At 70.5% G+C, this 18,680-nt stretch carries 14 protein-coding genes; 3 read left to right on the top strand and 11 right to left on the bottom strand.

Annotated features, from left to right (window positions below; all coding sequences use genetic code 11):
* Positions 1 to 60: 60 nt before the first annotated feature.
* Positions 61 to 1,470: a right-handed parallel beta-helix repeat-containing protein gene (locus ACWEOO_RS13140; protein WP_452143143.1), complete on the top strand. Its 1,410-nt coding sequence runs from the start codon at positions 61 to 63 to the stop codon at positions 1,468 to 1,470.
* Here ACWEOO_RS13140 and ACWEOO_RS13135 read toward each other — a convergent pair.
* Together ACWEOO_RS13135 and ACWEOO_RS13130 are read right to left on the bottom strand one after the other, a co-directional pair.
* A complete protein-coding gene (locus ACWEOO_RS13135) occupies positions 1,456 to 2,730 on the bottom strand; it encodes an O-antigen ligase family protein (protein WP_452143142.1) in 1,275 nt (424 codons plus the stop codon). The genes ACWEOO_RS13140 and ACWEOO_RS13135 overlap by 15 nt on opposite strands.
* Before the next feature lie 8 nt (positions 2,731 to 2,738).
* Complete coding sequence (locus tag ACWEOO_RS13130) at positions 2,739 to 4,361, bottom strand: Wzz/FepE/Etk N-terminal domain-containing protein (RefSeq protein WP_452143141.1); 1,623 nt, start codon at positions 4,359 to 4,361, stop codon at positions 2,739 to 2,741.
* Positions 4,362 to 4,531: 170 nt separating this feature from the next.
* Between ACWEOO_RS13130 and ACWEOO_RS13125 the strand changes: the two genes are divergently transcribed.
* Both ACWEOO_RS13125 and ACWEOO_RS13120 read left to right on the top strand, forming a co-directional pair.
* Complete coding sequence (locus ACWEOO_RS13125; protein WP_452143140.1) at positions 4,532 to 6,751, top strand: LamG-like jellyroll fold domain-containing protein; 2,220 nt, start codon at positions 4,532 to 4,534, stop codon at positions 6,749 to 6,751.
* Between the two features lie 134 nt (positions 6,752 to 6,885).
* Positions 6,886 to 8,415 carry a fibronectin type III domain-containing protein gene (locus ACWEOO_RS13120; RefSeq protein WP_452143139.1) on the top strand — a complete coding sequence of 510 codons (1,530 nt, stop codon included), beginning with the start codon at positions 6,886 to 6,888 and terminating at the stop codon, positions 8,413 to 8,415.
* Here ACWEOO_RS13120 and ACWEOO_RS13115 read toward each other — a convergent pair.
* The 9 genes from ACWEOO_RS13115 to ACWEOO_RS13075 form a co-directional block, all read right to left on the bottom strand.
* On the bottom strand, positions 8,412 to 9,698 hold the full coding sequence (locus ACWEOO_RS13115; RefSeq protein ID WP_452143138.1) for a hypothetical protein: 1,287 nt from the start codon (positions 9,696 to 9,698) through the stop codon (positions 8,412 to 8,414). The genes ACWEOO_RS13120 and ACWEOO_RS13115 overlap by 4 nt on opposite strands.
* Positions 9,699 to 9,707: 9 nt before the next feature.
* Positions 9,708 to 10,487, bottom strand: a complete 780-nt coding sequence (locus tag ACWEOO_RS13110) for a WecB/TagA/CpsF family glycosyltransferase (RefSeq protein WP_452143137.1) — start codon at positions 10,485 to 10,487, stop codon at positions 9,708 to 9,710.
* Positions 10,484 to 11,473 carry a GDP-mannose 4,6-dehydratase gene (gmd, locus tag ACWEOO_RS13105; RefSeq protein WP_452143136.1) on the bottom strand — a complete coding sequence of 330 codons (990 nt, stop codon included), beginning with the start codon at positions 11,471 to 11,473 and terminating at the stop codon, positions 10,484 to 10,486. Before gmd ends, ACWEOO_RS13110 begins: the two co-directional genes overlap by 4 nt.
* The gene (locus ACWEOO_RS13100; protein ID WP_452143135.1) at positions 11,470 to 12,381 is read right to left on the bottom strand and encodes a GDP-L-fucose synthase family protein; all 912 of its coding nucleotides are present in this window, start codon (positions 12,379 to 12,381) and stop codon (positions 11,470 to 11,472) included. The genes gmd and ACWEOO_RS13100 overlap by 4 nt, the downstream gene beginning before the upstream one ends.
* 29 nt (positions 12,382 to 12,410) lie before the next feature.
* A complete protein-coding gene (locus tag ACWEOO_RS13095; protein ID WP_452143134.1) occupies positions 12,411 to 13,886 on the bottom strand; it encodes a sugar transferase in 1,476 nt (491 codons plus the stop codon).
* 194 nt (positions 13,887 to 14,080) lie between these two features.
* On the bottom strand, positions 14,081 to 14,974 hold the full coding sequence (locus ACWEOO_RS13090; protein ID WP_452143133.1) for a phytanoyl-CoA dioxygenase family protein: 894 nt from the start codon (positions 14,972 to 14,974) through the stop codon (positions 14,081 to 14,083).
* 12 nt (positions 14,975 to 14,986) lie between these two features.
* Entirely contained in the window at positions 14,987 to 16,153 is a 1,167-nt protein-coding gene (locus tag ACWEOO_RS13085; protein ID WP_452143132.1) for a glycosyltransferase, read from the bottom strand.
* The gene (locus ACWEOO_RS13080; protein WP_452143131.1) at positions 16,150 to 17,463 is read right to left on the bottom strand and encodes a hypothetical protein; all 1,314 of its coding nucleotides are present in this window, start codon (positions 17,461 to 17,463) and stop codon (positions 16,150 to 16,152) included. The genes ACWEOO_RS13085 and ACWEOO_RS13080 overlap by 4 nt, the downstream gene beginning before the upstream one ends.
* Positions 17,460 to 18,680 (bottom strand): polysaccharide pyruvyl transferase family protein, encoded by a 1,221-nt coding sequence (locus ACWEOO_RS13075; RefSeq protein ID WP_452143130.1) that lies wholly within the window; start codon positions 18,678 to 18,680, stop codon positions 17,460 to 17,462. Before ACWEOO_RS13075 ends, ACWEOO_RS13080 begins: the two co-directional genes overlap by 4 nt.

Genomic DNA, 18,680 nt, shown 5'->3' with positions numbered 1-18,680 from the left:
TCGGGGTGTTCGGACACGGGCACCGCTCCCGAACCCTCGAAGGCCCCGCCGACCGTCACGGTGACGGTTCCAACCGCTCCCCCGGCCGCGGCCGCCGCCGTACTCGGACCAACAGGGCCGAGTACGGCGAAACCGTGCAGCGGGACTGCCATCGCGGTCGGCGTGGACCCGCAGCCGGTCATCGACGCCGCCCCCGCCGGCACCACCTTCTGTTTCGCGAAGGGCCTGCACCGCATCACGCGAGCGATCCGCCCACGCCAGAAAGACACGCTCGCCGGCGACCCGGGCGCAGTGCTGAGCGGTGCGATCCGGCTGACCGGGTGGGCCCACAACGGATCTGCCTGGTCGGTGCAGGGCGTGCTGCCCCCGGCGTACCCGCTCAAAGGCCAGTGCGAGGACAACAAGACCAACCCCTGTCAGCTCGGCGAGCAGCTGTTCGTGGACGGCAACCATCTGACCCGGGTCATGAGCCGCGCGCAGTTGAAGCCCGGCACGTTCTACGGCGACTACACCGCGAACATCGTGTACGTCGCCGACGACCCGGCCGGCCACGTCGTCGAGATGTCCCGGACGCGGACGGCGATCGAGAAGTCCGCGGACGACGTGACCGTCACCGGCCTCACGATCGAGCACTTCGCCTCGAAGCCCCAGGGCGGCGCCGTCCAGGTCGGCACCGGCTGGAAGGTCACCGGCAACGACGTCCGCCGCAACCACGCCGTCGGCATCATGGTGATCGAGGGCGACAACGCCGAGGTCAGCCGGAACACGGTCGCCGACAACGGCCAGCTCGGCATCGGCCAGTACAAGTCGGCCGAGGTGAAGATCACCGCCAACCTCGTCACCCGCAACAACACCGACGGGTTCTGGATCGCGGACTGGGAGTCCGGCGGGATCAAGTCGACGCGCTCGTCCGGCGAGGTGAGCGGTAACGACATCGTCGCCAACTTGGGCGTCGGGATGTGGAGCGACATCGCGGAGTACGACCGCCGGATCACCGGGAACCGGATCCGCGACAACGCCGCGGACGGCATCCGGTACGAGATCAGCTACGCCGGCGTCATCGACCAGAACGTCGTCCAGCGCAACGGGTTCGGCACCGGCCGCGGGTCCGGCGGCACGCTCTGGGACGGCGGCGGCATCAACGTCAACACGTCGTCCGACGTCCAGGTCCGCGGCAACCTGATCCAGGACAACCGCAACGCGCTGTCGATCCAGTCCCGCACCCGCGGCGACGGCCCGCGCGGCACGTACGTCCTGCGCAACGTCCTGGTCGAGGGCAACCTGGTCGTGATGAGCGAGGAGTCGACGCTCGGAGTCGTCGAGAACAAGCGCTCGCCGACGCAGCCCGGATCCGTCACCTTCCGCCGCAACAGCTACCAGGGCGCCGACCGGTTCGCGTACCGGGGCAGGACGATGACCTGGCCGGAGTGGCAGCAGTCCGGCTTCGACAAGGATTCAGTGAGCAGCTGAACGTCTTCGCTGCCGGAGGCGGTCCGCGTCGCAGATCGCCGCGGCGACCAGCAGGTGCACCGTCATCGACGACAGGTCCGACAGGCCGCTCTCGTTCAGCGAGGCAGCCGTCACGTATCCGAGCAGCAGGGCGCCGCAGGCCTTGACGTACGGCGTCGGCGCGCGCAGCACCGACACCCAGGCGAGGATCAGCGCGAGCCCGACGATCGCCACCGCGAGCAGCCCGGTCTCCCAGTAGAGGCCGAGCCAGCTGTTGTCGATCGCCATCACGTCGACGTCACCCTCGCCGCGGGTGAGCAGCACCCGTTTGTTGCCGAGGCCGTGGCCGATGATCGCGGTCTGCGTGGACACCTTCTCGTCGAGGACCGCTTGCCAACTGGTGGTCCGGCCGCTCAGCGAGCTGATCTGCCGCGTGCTCTGGCCGCGCAGCAGCCAGTCGTGCAGCGAGCCGATGGTGAGGAACGCCAGCCCGAGCAACCCCGGTACGGCGAGACTCACGAATCGGCCCGTCCAGGTCTTCCGCGTGATGATCAGCGCGATCACCAGGCCGAACGCGACGGCCGCCGCCGAGGTCCGCGTCCGGCTCGCCGCGATCAGCACACCGCCGAGACCGATCAGCGTCACCGCGGGCAGCGTGGCCAGTTTGCGGCAGACCAGCCCGATCACCGCCAGCCCGAGCAGCACCGCTCCGACCTCGCCGACGCGCGGCGGCAGCATCGGGATGATGACGCCCTGCAGCCGGTACCCGGCGCCGAGGGACCGCAGCGGGCGCCACGCCTGCGACGGCGCGTAGGCAAGGCTCAGCACGACAGTTGCTGCCAGCAACAGGTGGGCCCACAGGTGTGCGCGGACCAGCCGCTCCGGCACCTGGACCAGCGGCCGGTAGAGCAGGAAGATCAGCACCAGGCCGATCAGGAACCGGGCCAGGCGGGTCAACGGCCCCATCGGCTCAGCCAGCAGGAACGCGGTCGCGCACGCGAACAGCACGTACATCACGTACAGCCAGGAGGCCGGATTCACCCGCGTCCGGAACCCGGGCTTGGTCGCCGCGAGCGCGACCAAGAAGACCGCACCGAGCAGCAGACCCTTGGCGATGCTGTTCGTGGAACCGGTGGTGCCCTGCGGCGCCGCGACCCGTGACGACCACGGCTGGACGCCGAGCACGAACAGGCACCACAGCAGCAGCCAGAACCAGGCCGGGCGCTCGCTCTCGCCCTCGACCGTGCCCGGCACCGCCGGAGCCAAGCGTGTGCCCGACATGCTGGCCATCAGCGCGACGGCGTGCCCGCGTCCAGCGGCTTGTAGTTCAGCGGGATGCCGAGCGTCTCGTCCTGGGTCGACGTGCCGATCAGGACGACGCCCAGCACCGGGGCGCCGGCGAACTGCAGCGCGCCCGTCAGCCGCGCGACGTCCATCTCCTTGTCGAGGCCGACCTGGACCACCAGCACCGAGGCGTCGACCGCCGCGGCCAGCGGCGTGATGCCGTGCCGCCCGACCGAGGCGGGACCGTGGATCACCACGGAGTACCCCGGCGGGAGGTCCGCGACGATGCCGGGGACCAGTGACGGGCCGACCGCCGCGGCGGTCTCCTCGTGGTTCAGGCCCGGCGGCAGCACGTACAGGTCCGCGACGGTGCCCGGGCGGAACAGCTTCCGGGCCCGGATCGCGCGGGTCGCGGCCGGCTCGTTCACCAGATCCGTCAGGCCCTCATGGCCGGTGAGGTGCGGGAGCACCGGCGTACCTTCGATGTCGGCCAGCACCAGCAGGGTCTCACGGCCGTCGCGGGCGTTCGCCTCGGCCATGGCCAGCGCGATACCGGCGGAGTTCGGGGTCGGGGACGCCGACACGACCAGGAGCGCGCCCGGGCCGCCGCCGGCGAAGGCCCGCGGGTTCAGTTCACGCCGCGCCAGCGCGCCGCTCGCCTCCGCGCCGAGCGCGGTGATCTCGTACTGCGGGAGCTCCGGGGCGGACCGCTGCCAGAACCGGCGACGGTTGCCCTCCGAGGCCGCGATCACCGGCGCGGTCGCCGCCCGTGCCGCCTGGTCACGGGTGAGGATGTACGGCGTCAGGTGCGAGCGCAGCAGCGCCAGACCGAAGCCGAGCACCAGGCCGAGGATCCCGCCGACGAGGATGTCGCGGGCAACCATCGGCGACGAGCTCGCGGTGTCGGTCGTCGCGGGCGTCACCAGCTGGCTCCCCGAGCCGACCGTCGACAGCGCCTTCAGCATCGCGGCCGCGTCGTCCGCGGCCTGTCGCGCCTCGGTCGCCAGGCCGACGCGCTGGTCCCGCAGCGCCGCGGCGGTCTGGTTGTCGCCGCGACCGACCGCCTCGTCGATCTGGCTGACCAGACTGCGGGACTGCTGGGTCGCCGTCCGCGACCGGGCCTGCGCCTGCTCGGCCAGGTTGGTGAGCAGCGCCTTGGCCTCGGCGTTGCGCTGGGCGAGGTAGATCGTCGCGATCGCGTTCGCGCGGTCGACCGCCGTCTGCGCGGTCGGGCCGTCGGTGGTGACCAGGTAGGCGTTGTCGGTGACGGCCTTCACCCGGGTGACCGTGGCCAGGTTCTGGATGGTCTGGTCGTTGTCCGGCATCCCGAGCGCCTTGACGACGGCCTTGAGCAGTGTCGGGCTCGCCATCACCCGCGCCTGCGTCTCGGCCGGCAGGTCCATCCCCAGCGGGCCGCTCTTGTCCGCGGACGTCGACAGCTTGCCGACCAGCGCCGGCGGCACGGCCGGGCCGATCACCAACTGGCTCGAGGCGGTCCAGCGCTCGGTCTGGGAGAGCGCGAACACCGAGGCGCCGAGCAGCCCGAGCAGGATGCAGCCGAGGATCAGCCACTTCTGCCGCAGCAGTGACTGAGCGGTCTCCCGCCAGACCACGGTGCCCGGTTCCATCCCCTACCTCCAGTTAGCCGGCCTCCTGGTTCGCCGGCGCCCCAGGATATCCACAGGTGCGGACGGGACGCTCACGCGATCTCGCGGTTGTGCCCTACTCTCTTCCCGGGGGATTTCTGAGGGGTCAGGCGCCACGCGCGCCGATCATGTCCAAGGGGGGACATCGCTACATGACGAAAAGACGGCTGTTCACACGGCTGGGGGTCGTAGGGACGGCGCTGGCCGTCGTCGGGACCGTGCTGATCGCGGCGCCGGCGCAGAGCGTCGAGGCATCGCTCGCGGCCACCAGCAGCTCGACCTGGCAGACCAACGCCAGCGTCCAGGGCATCGCGGTCGCCGCCGGTAAGGCGTACGCCGGAGGCCGCTTCACCAGCGTCCGCCCGCCGGGCGCCACGCCCGGGATCGGCGAGGTCGGGCAGGCCTATCTGGCGGCCTTCGACGCGGGCACCGGCGCGCTGGTCACCTCGTTCACCCCGGTGCTGAACGGTCAGGTCTACGCGGTCGCCGCGTCCGCGGACGGCTCGCGGATCTTCGTCGGCGGTGACTTCACCACTGTCAACGGCCAGACCCGCAACCGGATCGCCGCCTTCGACACCGCCACCGGCGACCTGGTGGCGAACTGGAAGCCTTCGGTCTCGTATCGCGTCAAGAGCATCGCGGTCTCCGGCACGACGGTGTACTTCGGCGGCTCGTTCGGCCTGGTGAACGGCGTGGACCGCCTGCGGCTCGCCGCGGTCGCCGCCGACACCGGCACGCTGTTGCCGTGGGCCCCGGCCGTGAACGGCGACGTGTACGCCGTCGACGCGGCCGATGACGCCTCCAAGGTGTACGCCGGCGGTCAGTTCAGCACCGTCAACGGCACCACGCAGAACACCGTGACGAGCCTCGACCCGGTGACCGGCGCGGTGCTGCCGTTCCCCGGCGCCTCCGCCGTACCGCCGCCGAACGGGTCCTGCACGACGCGGGTGAAGACGATCGACGCCAGCGGCGACACCGTCTACTTCGGCAACGGCGGTGACGGCGGTGGGTGCTTCGACGGCACCTGGGCGGCCGACATCGCGACCAACACGCTGAAGTGGAAGAACCAGTGCCTGGGCGCGACCGAGGCGGTCAAGGTCGTCAACGGCTGGCTGTACAAGGGCTCCCACGCGCACGACTGCGCCAACCAGGGCGCCGGCGGCTTCCCGCAGGGCTTCGGGTACCGCTTCCTGCTGAGCGAGAAGCTGACCGACGGATCGCTCGGCCCGTGGTTCCCGAACACCGACGCCGACCCGGACAGCGTGACGAACGTCGGCCCGCTGGCGTTCGCGACCGGCGGCAACGACCTGTGGGTCGGCGGCGACTTCCTGAACGTGAACGGCACCGGCCAGCAGGGCCTGACCCGGTTCACCAACGCCGCTCCGGGCGCGGCCCCGGCCAAGCCGGCCAAGCTGACGCCGTACAGCGTCCAGCCGGGGGTCGTGCAGATCCACTTCCCGACCGTCGTCGACAACGACGACAGCACGCTGACGTACCGGCTGCTCAAGGGCTTCAGCAACACCACGATCGCGACCTGGACGGCCAAGTCAACCCCGTGGGACCGGCCCTGGCTGAGCTACACCGACACCTCCTCGGCGCCGGGTGAGCAGACCAACTACCGCGTCGAGGTCACCGACGGCAGCACGACGGTGCGCGGCAACTACTCCGACCCGATCACGGTCGCCTCGGCCGCGTCCACGGCGTACGACCAGATCGTCAACGCGGACGGCCCGCAGGCGTACTGGCGGCTCGGCGAGCCGGCCGGGACGACGACGTCCGTCGACTCCTCCGGGCAGAGCAACAACGGCACGTTCACCGGCGTCACGCTGGGCGGCACCGGGGCGATCGCCGGCAACACCTCGATGACGACCAGCACGAGCAGTGGCCGGATGGTCGGCGACAAGGCGTACAGCATGCCGCAGCAGTTCACGGTCGAGGCCTGGGTCAAACAGAGCGGCTTCAACCGCGGCGGCCGGATCATCGGCTTCGGCAACTCCAAGACCGGGAACAGCGGCGGTGGCGGCGACCGGATGCTGTACATGCGGACCAACGGCTCGATCGTCTTCGGCGTGAACGACGGCTCGCAGCGCACGCTGACCAGCCCGTCCGGCAAGAACGACGGCCAGTGGCACCACGTGGTCGGCAGCTACGAGAACGGCGCTATGAAGCTGTACGTCGACGGCGTCCTGTCCGGCAGCGCGCTGGTCGGACCGGCGTCGATCTACTACGGGTGGTGGCGGGTCGGCTACGACCTGACGAACTCGTGGCCGGGCGGCGGAGCGACGCAGACCGGAATGGGCATCGACGAGGCGGCGGTCTACCCGTACGCGCTGTCACCGCTCCAGGTCCAGTCCCACTACGCCGCAAAGTGAAAAGTTAACTCTGGCACAAACTCATAACGCGATCAGGAGGCCCGTTTCCAGTGGGCCTCCTGCAGCGCTAATGTCCTTCGCTGGTGCGTGATGAGGCACGCGCTGACTGATCCCCGCCCAGTCGAAGGACATAAATGAAGAAGTTAGTGCTGGCCGCCATCACCGTTGTGGCCGTGGTGGCCGCGGCGTTGATCCCCTCCGGACCGCCGGTGGAGGCGGCACAGCCGGGCTTCGCTTCCGCGGTCTCGGCGATCAAGCAGACCTCGTGGCAGACCAACAACAGCGTGAACGCGCTGGCGATCGCCGGGAACACCGTGTTCGCCGGTGGTCTGTTCACCAGGCTCCGGCAGCCGGGCAAGGCCTCCGGCCAGGCGCCGGAGGCGGTCCGCACGTACGTCGCCGCCTTCGACCGCACCACCGGGAAGCCGACCGCCTTCGCGCCGACGCTGAACGGCCCGGTGTACGCCATCGCCACCAGCCCCGACGGCAAGTGGGTGGTGATCGGCGGTGACTTCACCACGGTGAACGGCATCCGGCGCAGCAAGATCGCGATGTTCTCGGTCGCCACCGGCAAGCTGGTCGCGGCCTGGGACCCGGTCGTGGCGGCCCGGGTGAAGGCGCTGGCGATCTACGGCAACAGCGTGTTCATCGGCGGGGCGTTCCGCGCGATCGACGGCGCCACCCGCAACCGGCTGGGCGCGGTCCGGCTGATCCAGGGCGACCTGCTGCAGTGGAACCCGAACGCGAACAACGACGTGTACGCGGTCGACGTGGCCGACAACGGCACCCGGGTGTTCGTCGGCGGCCCGTTCAGCACGATCAACGGCAAGGACCACTACTCGCTCGCGATGCTGAACAACACGACCGGCGCGGCCTTCGCGTTCCCGGCCGCGGCGGCGATCCCGAAGCCGACCGCGACCTGCACCACCCGCGTCAAGGACATCGACACCTTGGGCGACAAGGTCTTCGTCTCGAACGGCGGTGACGGCGGCGGGTGTTACGACGGCGTCCTCGCCGCCCAGGTGAGCACCGGTCAGCTGCTGTGGCAGAACAAGTGCCTGGGTGCGACCGAGGCGATCAAGGCGATCGGCAACTGGGTCTACAAGGGCTCGCACGCGCACAACTGCAGCTCGTCGCCGAACGGGTTCCCGGACGGCACCGGCACGCACTACCTGCTGGTCGAGAGCGCGATCAACGGCAACCTCGGCCCCTGGTTCCCGAACACCGACGCGAACCCGAAGAGCACCACGCAGGTCGGTCCGCTGGCGATGGCCGGCACCGCCACCGACCTGTGGGTCGGCGGTGACTTCCTGCACGTGAACGGCACCATCCAGGTCGGCATCACCCGGTTCACGAACGTGGCCGGCGGCGCGGCTCCCGGCCTGCCGAAGGCTCCCACGCTGACGGCGACGACGTCCGGCCGGGTGTACGTGAGCTACACCGACACCTACGACCTCGACAACCTGACCTTGACGTACAACGTCTTCCGTGGCTCGCTGAACGTCGGCTCGAACCAGTACACGTCGTACTTCTGGCAGCCCCGCAAGGTCTACCAGGTGGTCGACCGCGGCCTCGCGCGCGGCTCCACGTACACGTACCACGTGGAGGTCCACGACGGCCGCAACATCAGGAAGGGCGCCTCGGCAAGCGTGAAGATCCCCTAACCACGGCCGACCCGTCCACCGTCGCCCGCGCGGCGGTGGGCGGCGATCGCCCGGTGGGCCTCGTTCCACCAGAGCAGGAGGGTTGCGAAGGAGGCGCCGGCCAGGCCCCAGGCCGCGCCTTCGGGGCCCCAGAGGTAGGCGCCGCCGATGCCGCAGGTGATCAGGACGACGGACGAGATCAGGCGGACCCGGAGGCCGCGGGTGGCGGCGGTCAGGGCGCGGAGAATCGCGAAGGCGCCGGCGTTCGAGGCGCCGAAGGCCTGCAGCAGGATGACGGGGACGAGGACGTTGTGGGCCTGGGTCCAGACGCCCGGGCCGAGCAGCTCCCGCCCGACGACCGGGGGCAGCAGCAGAAAGATCGCGCCCCAGGCCAGCGCGCCCGCGCCGATGCCGAGCGAGATCGCGAGCCCGACCAGCCACAGCCGCCGGTACGAGTGCCGCAGGGCGCGGGCCGCCTCGGGGACCGAGATCATCCGGATGCCCTGGTTCAGCACGTTCACCGGGCCCAGCAGGACCTGGGCGCCGCGGATGCCCGCGGTCGCGACCAGGCCGGCGGCGGCGGTGATGCCGAGCATGTAGACCTGGATGGTGCCGGACACCGCGAGCATCTCCCCGACGTACTTCGGGGTCAGGTCCCAGTTCCGCCGGACCCATTCGCGGATCAGCTGCCGGCGCGGCGCGACGCCTGCCTGGAAGCGGCCGGCGATCGCCGCGATCACCGCGCCGAGTCCCCACGCGAACGTCAGCGAGAACGCCGACGCCGTGTCGGTGAGGTACAGCCCGCCGAAGATCGCCAGCATGCCCAGGAGCCAGATGAGGTCGTTCACGAAGGCCTTCTGCCCCTCGCCGACGACGAAGAACGCCCAGCGCCAGGCGTCTTGCAGGAGCAGTCCCGGCATGGTGACGGCGAAGGCAATCAGGACACCTTTCGACGGAACACCCGGGAACGCCGCGATCGCCAACCCAACGGCCAGAGCCAGGAGGCCGCACAGCACCGCCGCCGCCGTGCTGGCCCGGACAGCTCGTTGCCAGTCCGGCGTGCGGTCTCCGGAGTGCCGCACGGCGAGCGGCTCGGTGGAGACTGCCCGGGACACGTTGAGGGCGATCGTGTAGCCGCCGAACGCGAGGGCGTAGACACCGAAGTCCGCGACCGTGCTCGACCGTGCGACGACGACCCCGACGGCGAGGTTGCTGAGACTCGACAGGGCTTGGTCGGCCAAACCCCAGCTCGCGCGACCGGCCGGTCCGGCCAGCCGCCGGAGTTTCGGTCGCCGGATTCTCACCGCCTCACTCTAGAGGGGACGCGGCGGATGCCGCAGGACACCCAGGAGAAAGCGCGGGATGCCGAGCACGTACCGCTTCCAGAGCCGCCGCGGCTCCTTGTACAGCCGGTAGCTCCACTCCAGCCCGGCGCGCTGCATCCACCGCGGCGCGCGGTCCAGCCGGCCGGTGTGGAAGTCGAAGGCCGCGCCGACCCCGATCAGGATCGTCGCGTTCAGCCGGTCGCGGTGGTCGGCCATCCAGCGCTCCTGCTTCGGCGCGCCGAGCCCGATCCAGACGATGTCCGGGCGGGCCTCGTTCATCCGCGCGACCGTCGCCGCGTCCTCCGCGTCGGTCAGCGGACGGTACGGCGGGCACTCGACGCCGACCACCTTCAAGGCCGGGTGCAGGTCCTGGAACCGTTCGCGCAGCTCGTCCGCCACGCCCTCGGCCCCGCCGTAGAAGTACTGCGTCCAGCCGCGCTGCGCCGCCTCCGCCAGCACCCGCTCGAGCAGGTCCGGACCGGCCACGCGGTCCATCTGCTCGAAGCCCGCCTTCTTCCCGGCCCACACCAGCGGCATCCCATCCGGCACGGTCAGCCCGGACGTGTTGTAGACCGCGGTCAGCCGCTCGTCGGCGCGGGCGTGCAGCAGGGCGTTCATGTCGGTCACGCAGACCAGCTGCCGGTCGCCTTGCTCGATCCAGTCGGCGAAGGTGCCGACCGTGTCGTCAAGGTTCGTCACGCTGACGTGGATACCCAGCACGTCGACGCGGTCGGCGGCCGTGGTGGGTTCGGCCTGGATGTCGGTCATCGGTCGTCCCGTTCCGTCAGCGCCGCCAGATCGGCGTCGACCATGATCCGGACCAGCTCCGGCACGTGCACCTGGGCCTTCCAGCCGAGCTCGGTCGTGGCCTTGGACGCGTCCCCGATCAGCGAGTCGACCTCGGTAGGACGCTCGTAGCGCTGGTCGTGGTCGACGTACTTCTCCCAGTCGAGCCCGACGTGCTCGAAGGACAGCGCGACGAAGTCACGCACGCTGTACGACGTGCCGGTCGCGATCACGTAGTCCGCCGGGGTGTCGTGCTGCAGCATCCGCCACATGCCCTCGACGTACTCCGGGGCGTAGCCCCAATCCCTGGAGGCCTCCAGGTTGCCCAGGTACAGGCGCTGTTCCAGGCCGAGCTCGATGCGGGCGACGGCCCGGGTGATCTTGCGCGTCACGAACGTCTCGCCGCGCCGCGGGGACTCGTGGTTGAACAGGATCCCGTTCACCGCGAACATGTCGTACGCCTCGCGGTAGTTCCGGGTCATCCAGTAGCTGTACAGCTTCGCCGCGCCGTACGGCGACCGCGGGTAGAACGGGGTGTCCTCGTTCTGCGGCGGCGGGGTCGCGCCGAACATCTCCGACGACGACGCCTGGTAGAACCGGCAGTCCAGCCCGATCATCCGGATCGCCTCGAGCAGCCGCGTCGTCCCCATCCCGGTGGTGTCACCGGTGTACTCCGGCTCGTCGAAGCTCACCCGCACGTGCGACTGCGCGGCCAGGTGGTACACCTCGGCCGGCTGGATCGACGCCAGCAGCGTGACGAGTCGGGACCCGTCCGTCAGGTCGCCGTAGTGCAGGAACAGCCGCTTGTCCTGGGCGTGCGGATCCTCGTAGAGGTGGTCGATCCGCTTGGTGTTGAACGTCGACGCGCGGCGGATCAGGCCGTGCACCTCGTAGCCCTTGGCCAGCAGCAGCTCGGCCAGGTACGAACCGTCCTGGCCGGTGATACCGGTGATGAATGCTTTCTTCATGTGACGTTCTCCACGTACCAGCGGTAGGTGGCGGCCACACCGTCTTCGAGGGAAATCGACGGCTTCCACCCGAGCGCCTGTAGCCGGCGCACGTCGAGCAGCTTGCGCGGGGTGCCGTCCGGCTTGGACAGGTCGTTGCTGAGGGCACCGGTGTAGCCGACCACCCGGGCGACCAGCTCGGCCAGCTCCCGGATCGTCACGTCCGCGCCGACGCCGACGTTGATCGGCTCCGGCGCGTCGTAGTGCTCCAGCAGGTGCAAGCATGCATCCGCGAGATCGTCCACGTGCAGGAACTCACGCCGCGGCGTACCGCTCCCCCACAACACGACCTCCGGCGCACTCGAGGCCTTCGCCTCGTGGAACCGCCGGATCAGCGCCGGCAGCACATGCGAGGACGCCGGGTCGAAGTTGTCGTGCGGACCGTACAGATTCGTCGGCATCGCGGAGATCCAGCGCAGGCCGTACTGCCGGCGGACCGCCTGGACCTGCATGATGCCGGCGATCTTCGCGATCGCGTACGCGTCGTTGGTCGGCTCGAGCTCGCCGGTGAGCAGGCTCGTCTCGCGGATCGGCTGTTCGGCGTACTTCGGGTAGATGCAGGACGACCCGAGGAACAGCAGCCGCGGCGTGCGGACCTCGAGGCAGGCGTCCATCAGGTTCACCTGGATGCGCAGGTTGTCGCTGAGGAACTCGGTCGGGTGGTCCCGGTTCGCCAGGATGCCGCCGACCCGCGCCGCCGCGTCGATCACCATCGCCGGGCGATGACGGCGAAGGAACGTGAAGGTCTGCGCCCGATCGCGCAGATCCAGCTCCGCCGACGAAGCGCCGATCAGGTTCGTGTAGCCGGCCGCCTCGAGCCGGCGCCACAGCGCCGACCCGACGAGACCGCGGTGACCCGCAACGTACACCGGTGCATGCCTGGGCAACTCATTGGCCATCAATACGCTCCCGCGCCGTAGAACACCGCGCGCACGGTCTTCCAGAGAATCAGCAGGTCCAAGGTCATCGACCAGTTGTCGACGTACCGCAGGTCGAGGCGGACCGACTCGTCCCAGGACAGGTCGCTGCGGCCGCTGACCTGCCAGAGTCCGGTCAGGCCGGGCTTCACCAGCATCCGCCGCGAGTCGTCGGCGGCGTACAGCGCGACCTCCTCGGCCAGCGGCGGCCGCGGGCCGACCAGCGACATGTCGCCGCGCAGTACGTTGAACAGCTGCGGCAGCTCGTCCAGCGAGAACCGCCGGATCCACCGGCCGAGCGGGGTCATCCGCGGGTCGTTGCGCATCTTGAAGATGACGCCGTTGCCGTCGCTCAACGCGTACAGGTCGCTGAGCCGCGCCTCCGCGTCGACGTACATGCTGCGGAACTTGAGCATCGTGAACTCGACGCCCGCGCGGCCGACGCGCTGCTGCCGGAACAGCACCGGGCCGGAGCTGGACAGCTTCACCGCGAGCGCCAGGCCGATCAGCAGCGGCGCCAGCACGACGACGATGCCGAGGGCAACGACCCGGTCGAAGACCGCCTTCATCAGGTGCGGTCCGCCGCTGACCGACGGCCGCTCCAGGTGCAGCAGGGACAGGCCGGCCACCGGGCGGACCGAGATCCGCGGACCGGCGACCTCGATGATGCCCGGCGAGACGATCAGCTCGATACCGCGCTGCTCCAGCGCCCAGGACAGCCGGCGCAGCGACTGCCCGGCCAGCTCCGGGTCGGTCGCGATCGCGACCACCTCGACCGCGTGCCGGTCGGCGGCGGCGAGGATGTCGGGCTCGTCCAGCGCCTCGACCTCACCGGACTCGCCCCGCGGCCGGCAGGTCGCCACCACCCGGAACCCGTCGGTCGGACGGCTCTCCAGGTGCTCGCACAGCGTCGCGGCCGGGCCACTGCGCCCGACCACGAGAACCCTGTGCATGCAGCGGCCCCGGACCCGGTGCCGATGCAGGTCCTTGCGCAACGCATACCGCAGCAGGAGCGCGGCGACCACCATCACCGGGATCGCCAGCACCACGAAGCCGCGGGCGATCTCGGCCTTCGTCACATACGACGTCATCGCGACCGCCGCGGTGAGCCCGACACCGGCGCGCAGCAGCGACCGGAACTCGTCCGGCCCGGCCCCGTAGAAGCGCGGGTCGTACCCCTTCGACAACGCGACGGCGGCCACCCAGGCCAGCGGCAGCACGCTGCTCACGACCAGGTAGCTCGAGCCGACGTGGTACCCGAACCGGGTGAGCAGCGCGATCGAGACGCCGAGCATCGCGGCGAGCAGGTCCCCGCCGACCGCGGCCCAGCGGTACACCCCGACCCAGCGCGGCTCGGTCGACCGCGACGGCAGCGGAACGATCGCCGGGACCTCGTGCGGGACGACCCAGAGCGGCCGACGGCTGTCCACAGCGTCAGGCGCTTCTGCTCCGCTCACTGCGGCCCCTCGATCCCTCCCGCAACCATCCGGTCACTAACAGTGTCCGCGATGGCGTGCAGCGTGTCCTTGTTCACCCGCGCGTCGGCGACGAGTCACCGAACATTACTACGCGGGCAGGCCGCGGGCGACACAGACTCCACAACCTTGTGAAGACTTTTCACAAGGTTGTGGAGCGGGCGGTTGCCGGGGGCTCAGGCGACCTCGACCTTGGGGATGTCGAACGCCTCGACGACGTCGGCCGGGATGTGCTCCAGGTCGCGGACGCGCAGGTAGTCGCCCATTGTCGTACCGGTGCACTCGGAGTCGATGTTCGGCGCCGACCGGCCTTCCAGCGCGTCGGCGAGGTGCACGGTGCGCAGGTCGATGCTGAACCGGGTCCGGCCCGAGGTGTTCGGCACGCTGGAGTGCAGTTGCGCGCCGGAGAACAAGATGATGCCGCCCGGCTTGCAGATCGGCCGGATCTGCGGGATCAGCTCGACCTCCTCCTCCGGCACCGGCTGCACGCGGGTGTCGGTGCCGATCTGGGTGGCGGCGATCTTCCGGCTGGTCTCGTTCCACTCGGCGTAGTTGTAGACCCGCGAGCTGTTCTTCAGCGGCGTCTGCCAGTACTTGCGGTGGAAGGCCAGGCCGTTGTCGTCGGTGATCGCGAAGATCGGCAGCCACCAGTTCAGCTGCACGTGCGGCGCCGAGTACCAGGTGTCGCGGTGCGGGTGGAACGCGAACGCGATCCCGGTGGTCAGGTAGTCGTTCGACGTCGAGCTGCGCATCCGCGGGACGTCGAAATACGTCTGCTCCTCGTCGCACCCGAAGTCGGCGAGCATCTCCTGGATCAGCCGCTTCGACTCCGGGTGGTGGATGAACTCCGGCTTCAGTTTCGCCAGCAGCGCGGCGTAGTCCTCGACCGCCATCTCGAACTGGGCCGTCTCCGGGTCCAGCGGCGCGAACGCCTCGCGGGCCATCGCCGCGGCGAACTCCGTCAGCGCCAGCGTCGACGGACGCGGCGAGTAGACGAACAGGTCACCGTCGTAGAGCTTGGCGCGCCGCTCGTCGTCGGTGAAGTCGGCGTCGACGTAGATGGAATGCATGATTGTCTCCTCTCAGACAATCGACCGCGCGGGGCGGATCCCCGTGTGTTCGAGAAATGCCAGCAGCCGTTCCCCGGCAGCGGCAGCACTGAACTCCGCCGCGCTCCGGGCCCGCGCGGCGGCCGCCAGCGTGGCGCGTCGCGCGGGGTCTTCCATCAGGCCGATCAGGACGCGTGCCGCGGCGCCGGCATCGTCCAGTGGCCAGAACAGGCCGTCCACACCGGGCCGGACCACCTCGGGCACTCCCCCGACGGCGGCCGCCAGCACCGGCAGGCCTTCCGACATCGCCTCGGCGAGCACGATGCCGAACGATTCGGTCGTCGACGTGTGGCAGTAGACCTGATGCCGACGCATCAGCGCGCGGGCGTCCGGCTGGTATCCGAGGAAGGACACCTGCCCGGCGAGTCCGAGCTCGGCCGCCCGCGCCTCGAGCGCCTGCCGGTCGGCACCGTCGCCGACGACCGAGAGCGTGTACCGGTGGCCGCGCGCGGCGGCCGCGGCCAGGATCTCGAGCAGGTACCGGTGGTTCTTCCGGGAGTCCAGCCGGCCGACCGTGATCAGGTCCGCGAGCGGCTCCGCCCGGTCGACGGCCCCCGCGGTCCGCGAGACCGCGTTCGGGATGACCGCGCTCGGCAGGTCGCGCAGCCCCGGGATCCGGTTCTCGAGGCCGGCCTTGGTGAACTCCGAGACGTAGACGATGCCGTCGAGTCCGCCCAGCACCCGCTCCTCGAACTGCCGGATCGCGCCGAACAGCCGCCCGCCGCGCGGGATCTCGCCCTCGTCGGCCCATTCGTCGGCCTGCGAGATGTTGAAGTGCGCGACCATCACGACGGGCTGGGTACGGCGGACCTGCAGCGCCACCCCGGCCGAGATCGGGCACTGGGCGTAGATCACCGCGTCTGGACGCGCGGCCAGCCGGGTGCGCAGCGCCGCCTTCAGGTAGTGCGCGTGCCAGTACTGGTGCCACCACACGGCGGCGGGCCGGCTGACCGGCCGGATCCCGACCCGGCCCGCGAACACCGGCAGGACGAACGGCGACCGGGCCTCGAACGGGCTGACGATGCTGACCGCCCGCGACGAGTCCCGCAGGTACTCGTCGAACGTGCGGACGTGGCTCTGCAGCCCGGATCCGCCGCGCTGGCGCATCAGGGTCGCGATGACGATCCCGGACCCGGTCATACCGCTGCGCCCTCCGCGGCCGTGCGGGCGTACTCGTGCCGGGACTTGGCCAGCCTGCTCCACCAGATCCCGACCCCGGCGACCGAGGCGATCGCGCTGCCCCAGACGACGCCCTGCGCGTCCCACAGCACACCGCCGATCGCGGCGAGGCCGACGAACAGCGACGTGACGACGATCTGGCACTGCATGGTCCGATCGGCACGCCCGAGGGCCCGCAGCCCGGCGGACGGTCCGACGTGCAGGCATCCGGCCGCGGCGCTCACGATCACGCCGAGCACCAGCGCGTGAGCGCCGGGCCAGACGCTGCCGAGCACCAGCTCGCCGAGACCGAGCGGGAAGATGACCAGGATCACCGCACCCCAGCCGAGTGCCATCGCGGACAGTCCGCCGCTCAGTCCCGCACACAGCCGCCACAACGACCGGTCACCGCGCTGCAGCGCCCGGGCGGCCTCCGGTACGGCGACCTGGCCGACGCCCATCAGCAGCGCGGCGACCGGGCCGATCAGCATCTCCGCGCCGCGGATGGATCCGGCCGCGGCGAGTCCGCCGGTCGCGGCGACGATCAGCGTCCGGACCTGGCCGCCGGCGCCGAGGACGACGTTCTCGACCAGGAACCGCGGTCCGAGGTCGCTGTGCCGCCGCAGCCAGCCGACTGCGTGCGCGGGCCGGGGCAGCACCCCCGATTGCCTGATCCCGTAGAGCCCGGCCAGCGCCGCCGTACCGCCGAAGGTGAGCAGCGCGGCCGTGATCCCGAAGTCCAGGTAGCGGCCACCGAACAGCACCGCCAGCATCAGCACCGTCCACACGGTGTCGTTCACGAAGGTCTTCGCACCCTCACCGGCAGCGAAGAACGCGGACCGCCAGCTGTCCTGGAACGTGAGCCCCGGCATGACGATGCCCAGGGCAACGAAAGCCGCGCCGACCTCGGAGCCCGGGGTGTGCAGCTTCAGGCCGAACCCGATCAGCAGGCAGATCACTCCGCTGATTGCACCGACCAGCAGCGCGACACCGCCCGACGCGGCCATCGCCTGCTTGCGGGCGTCGTGATCCGACACGCTGTAGCGGACCATCAGGGCGTCGGTCGACAACGCCCGCGAGCAGTTCAGCGCCACCGAGTACGCGAGGAAGGCGAGGCCCAGCGCGCCGAGACCGGTGGCACCGAGCAGCCGGGCGACGAACACCCCGAGCAAGAAGTTGCCGAGGCTGGACACCGCCTGGTCGCCGATCCCCCAGCCGAGCCGGCCCGCGACCTGCTTGCGCAGGGCAACGCGATGCCCGCCGGCATGCTTGGTCGCGTGGCGTCCGCTCATCGCACCGCCCCGCGAACCGGCTTGAAGAGAGCGTCGGACAGGTCGCGGAAGAGCTCGCCGAGCCGTGCTCTGTTGTCGGCGTTGCGCTCGGCCAGCGTCTTCTCGATGACGGCCTCGTCGGCCTCGAGCTCACCGACCTGTTCGACCAGCCGCTCGAGGTCCAGCGACCGGACGTCCTGCACGTACCCGGAGAGACCCATCTGCGCCATCACCGCGTCGTGCTTGCGGCCGTAGCCGATGGCCAGCGTCGGCCGTCCGACCTTCAGGCCGGCGACGACGCAGTGGTAGCGCATCGCGACGACCGTCTGGACCGATGCGACCTGATCCGTCAGGCCCTCGAACGAGGAGAACGGCTCGTACGACACAGGCAACCGGCTGAGGCCGGCCCACGCACCTTGGGCGTCGGCCAGCACCTCCTTGGCGACCTCCTCGTCGAGCCGGTCGCCGATGAGCAGGCGGACGCTCCGGCCGGATTGGACGAGCAGCCGCGTGAGCTCCTTCATCTGGTCGACGTACTTGGCGTGGACCTCGTCGGCGCGGGACCGGTCGCCGGGTGAACCGTAGTACGCCATCACGCCGAGCCCGACCGACTTCGGTTCGGGCTCCCGGGTGACCTCGAGGGGCAGCCAGAACGCCATGTCGGCATAGGCCTTGTCCTGCGGCGCCGCCACCCCGGTCTCGCGGCCGACCTCCAGCGAGTACTCGTCGCGGAACGAGCGGTAGTTCACCAGCCGGGCCGCGGCGCGCAGCAGCAGCCTGATGGCCCGCTCCTCGACGCGTGAGCCGCCGACGCAGACGAGTCCCGTCCGGACGCCGAACAGCCGGCCGGAGACCGCCATCACCAGCATCGTGTACGGCAGCTCCCACGGCCGCTCCGGCAGCGTCCCCTCGAGCACGCCGGCGCCCGGGACGATGACGACGTCGTGCCGGCGCACCCAGCGGGCGGTGCGCCAGGTGTCGATGACACCGGCCACCGGGATCCGCGCCAGCGTCAGCAGCTTCTGCGCGATCCTGGACCGGGCGGGCTTGCGGGACTGCAGCCAGTGCATCTCCACGGCCGGTACGCCGAACCGCTCGGTGATCTCGTCCGGACCCTCGCACATGAAGTCGAGCGTCGCGTCGGAATGCCAGGCGCGCAGGTGATCCATGACGGCGTCGAGCATCGCGTCGTTGCCGATGTTGCCGCCGCCGAGACGCCCGTACAGACCGACCCGCAT

The organism is Kribbella sp. NPDC004138 (genome assembly GCF_053603655.1).
This window is presented reverse-complemented; position numbering and strand designations above follow the sequence as displayed.

Coding starts and splice junctions, on each gene's coding strand:
- ACWEOO_RS13135 (WP_452143142.1), bottom strand. CDS start 2,730: ATGTCGGGCACACGCTTGGCTCCGGCGGTGCCGGGCACGGTCGAGGGC.
- ACWEOO_RS13130 (WP_452143141.1), bottom strand. CDS start 4,361: ATGGAACCGGGCACCGTGGTCTGGCGGGAGACCGCTCAGTCACTGCTG.
- ACWEOO_RS13125 (WP_452143140.1), top strand. CDS start 4,532: ATGACGAAAAGACGGCTGTTCACACGGCTGGGGGTCGTAGGGACGGCG.
- ACWEOO_RS13120 (WP_452143139.1), top strand. CDS start 6,886: ATGAAGAAGTTAGTGCTGGCCGCCATCACCGTTGTGGCCGTGGTGGCC.
- ACWEOO_RS13110 (WP_452143137.1), bottom strand. CDS start 10,487: ATGACCGACATCCAGGCCGAACCCACCACGGCCGCCGACCGCGTCGAC.
- gmd (WP_452143136.1), bottom strand. CDS start 11,473: ATGAAGAAAGCATTCATCACCGGTATCACCGGCCAGGACGGTTCGTAC.
- ACWEOO_RS13090 (WP_452143133.1), bottom strand. CDS start 14,974: ATGCATTCCATCTACGTCGACGCCGACTTCACCGACGACGAGCGGCGC.
- ACWEOO_RS13085 (WP_452143132.1), bottom strand. CDS start 16,153: ATGACCGGGTCCGGGATCGTCATCGCGACCCTGATGCGCCAGCGCGGC.
- ACWEOO_RS13080 (WP_452143131.1), bottom strand. CDS start 17,463: ATGAGCGGACGCCACGCGACCAAGCATGCCGGCGGGCATCGCGTTGCC.
- ACWEOO_RS13075 (WP_452143130.1), bottom strand. CDS start 18,680: ATGCGGGTCGGTCTGTACGGGCGTCTCGGCGGCGGCAACATCGGCAAC.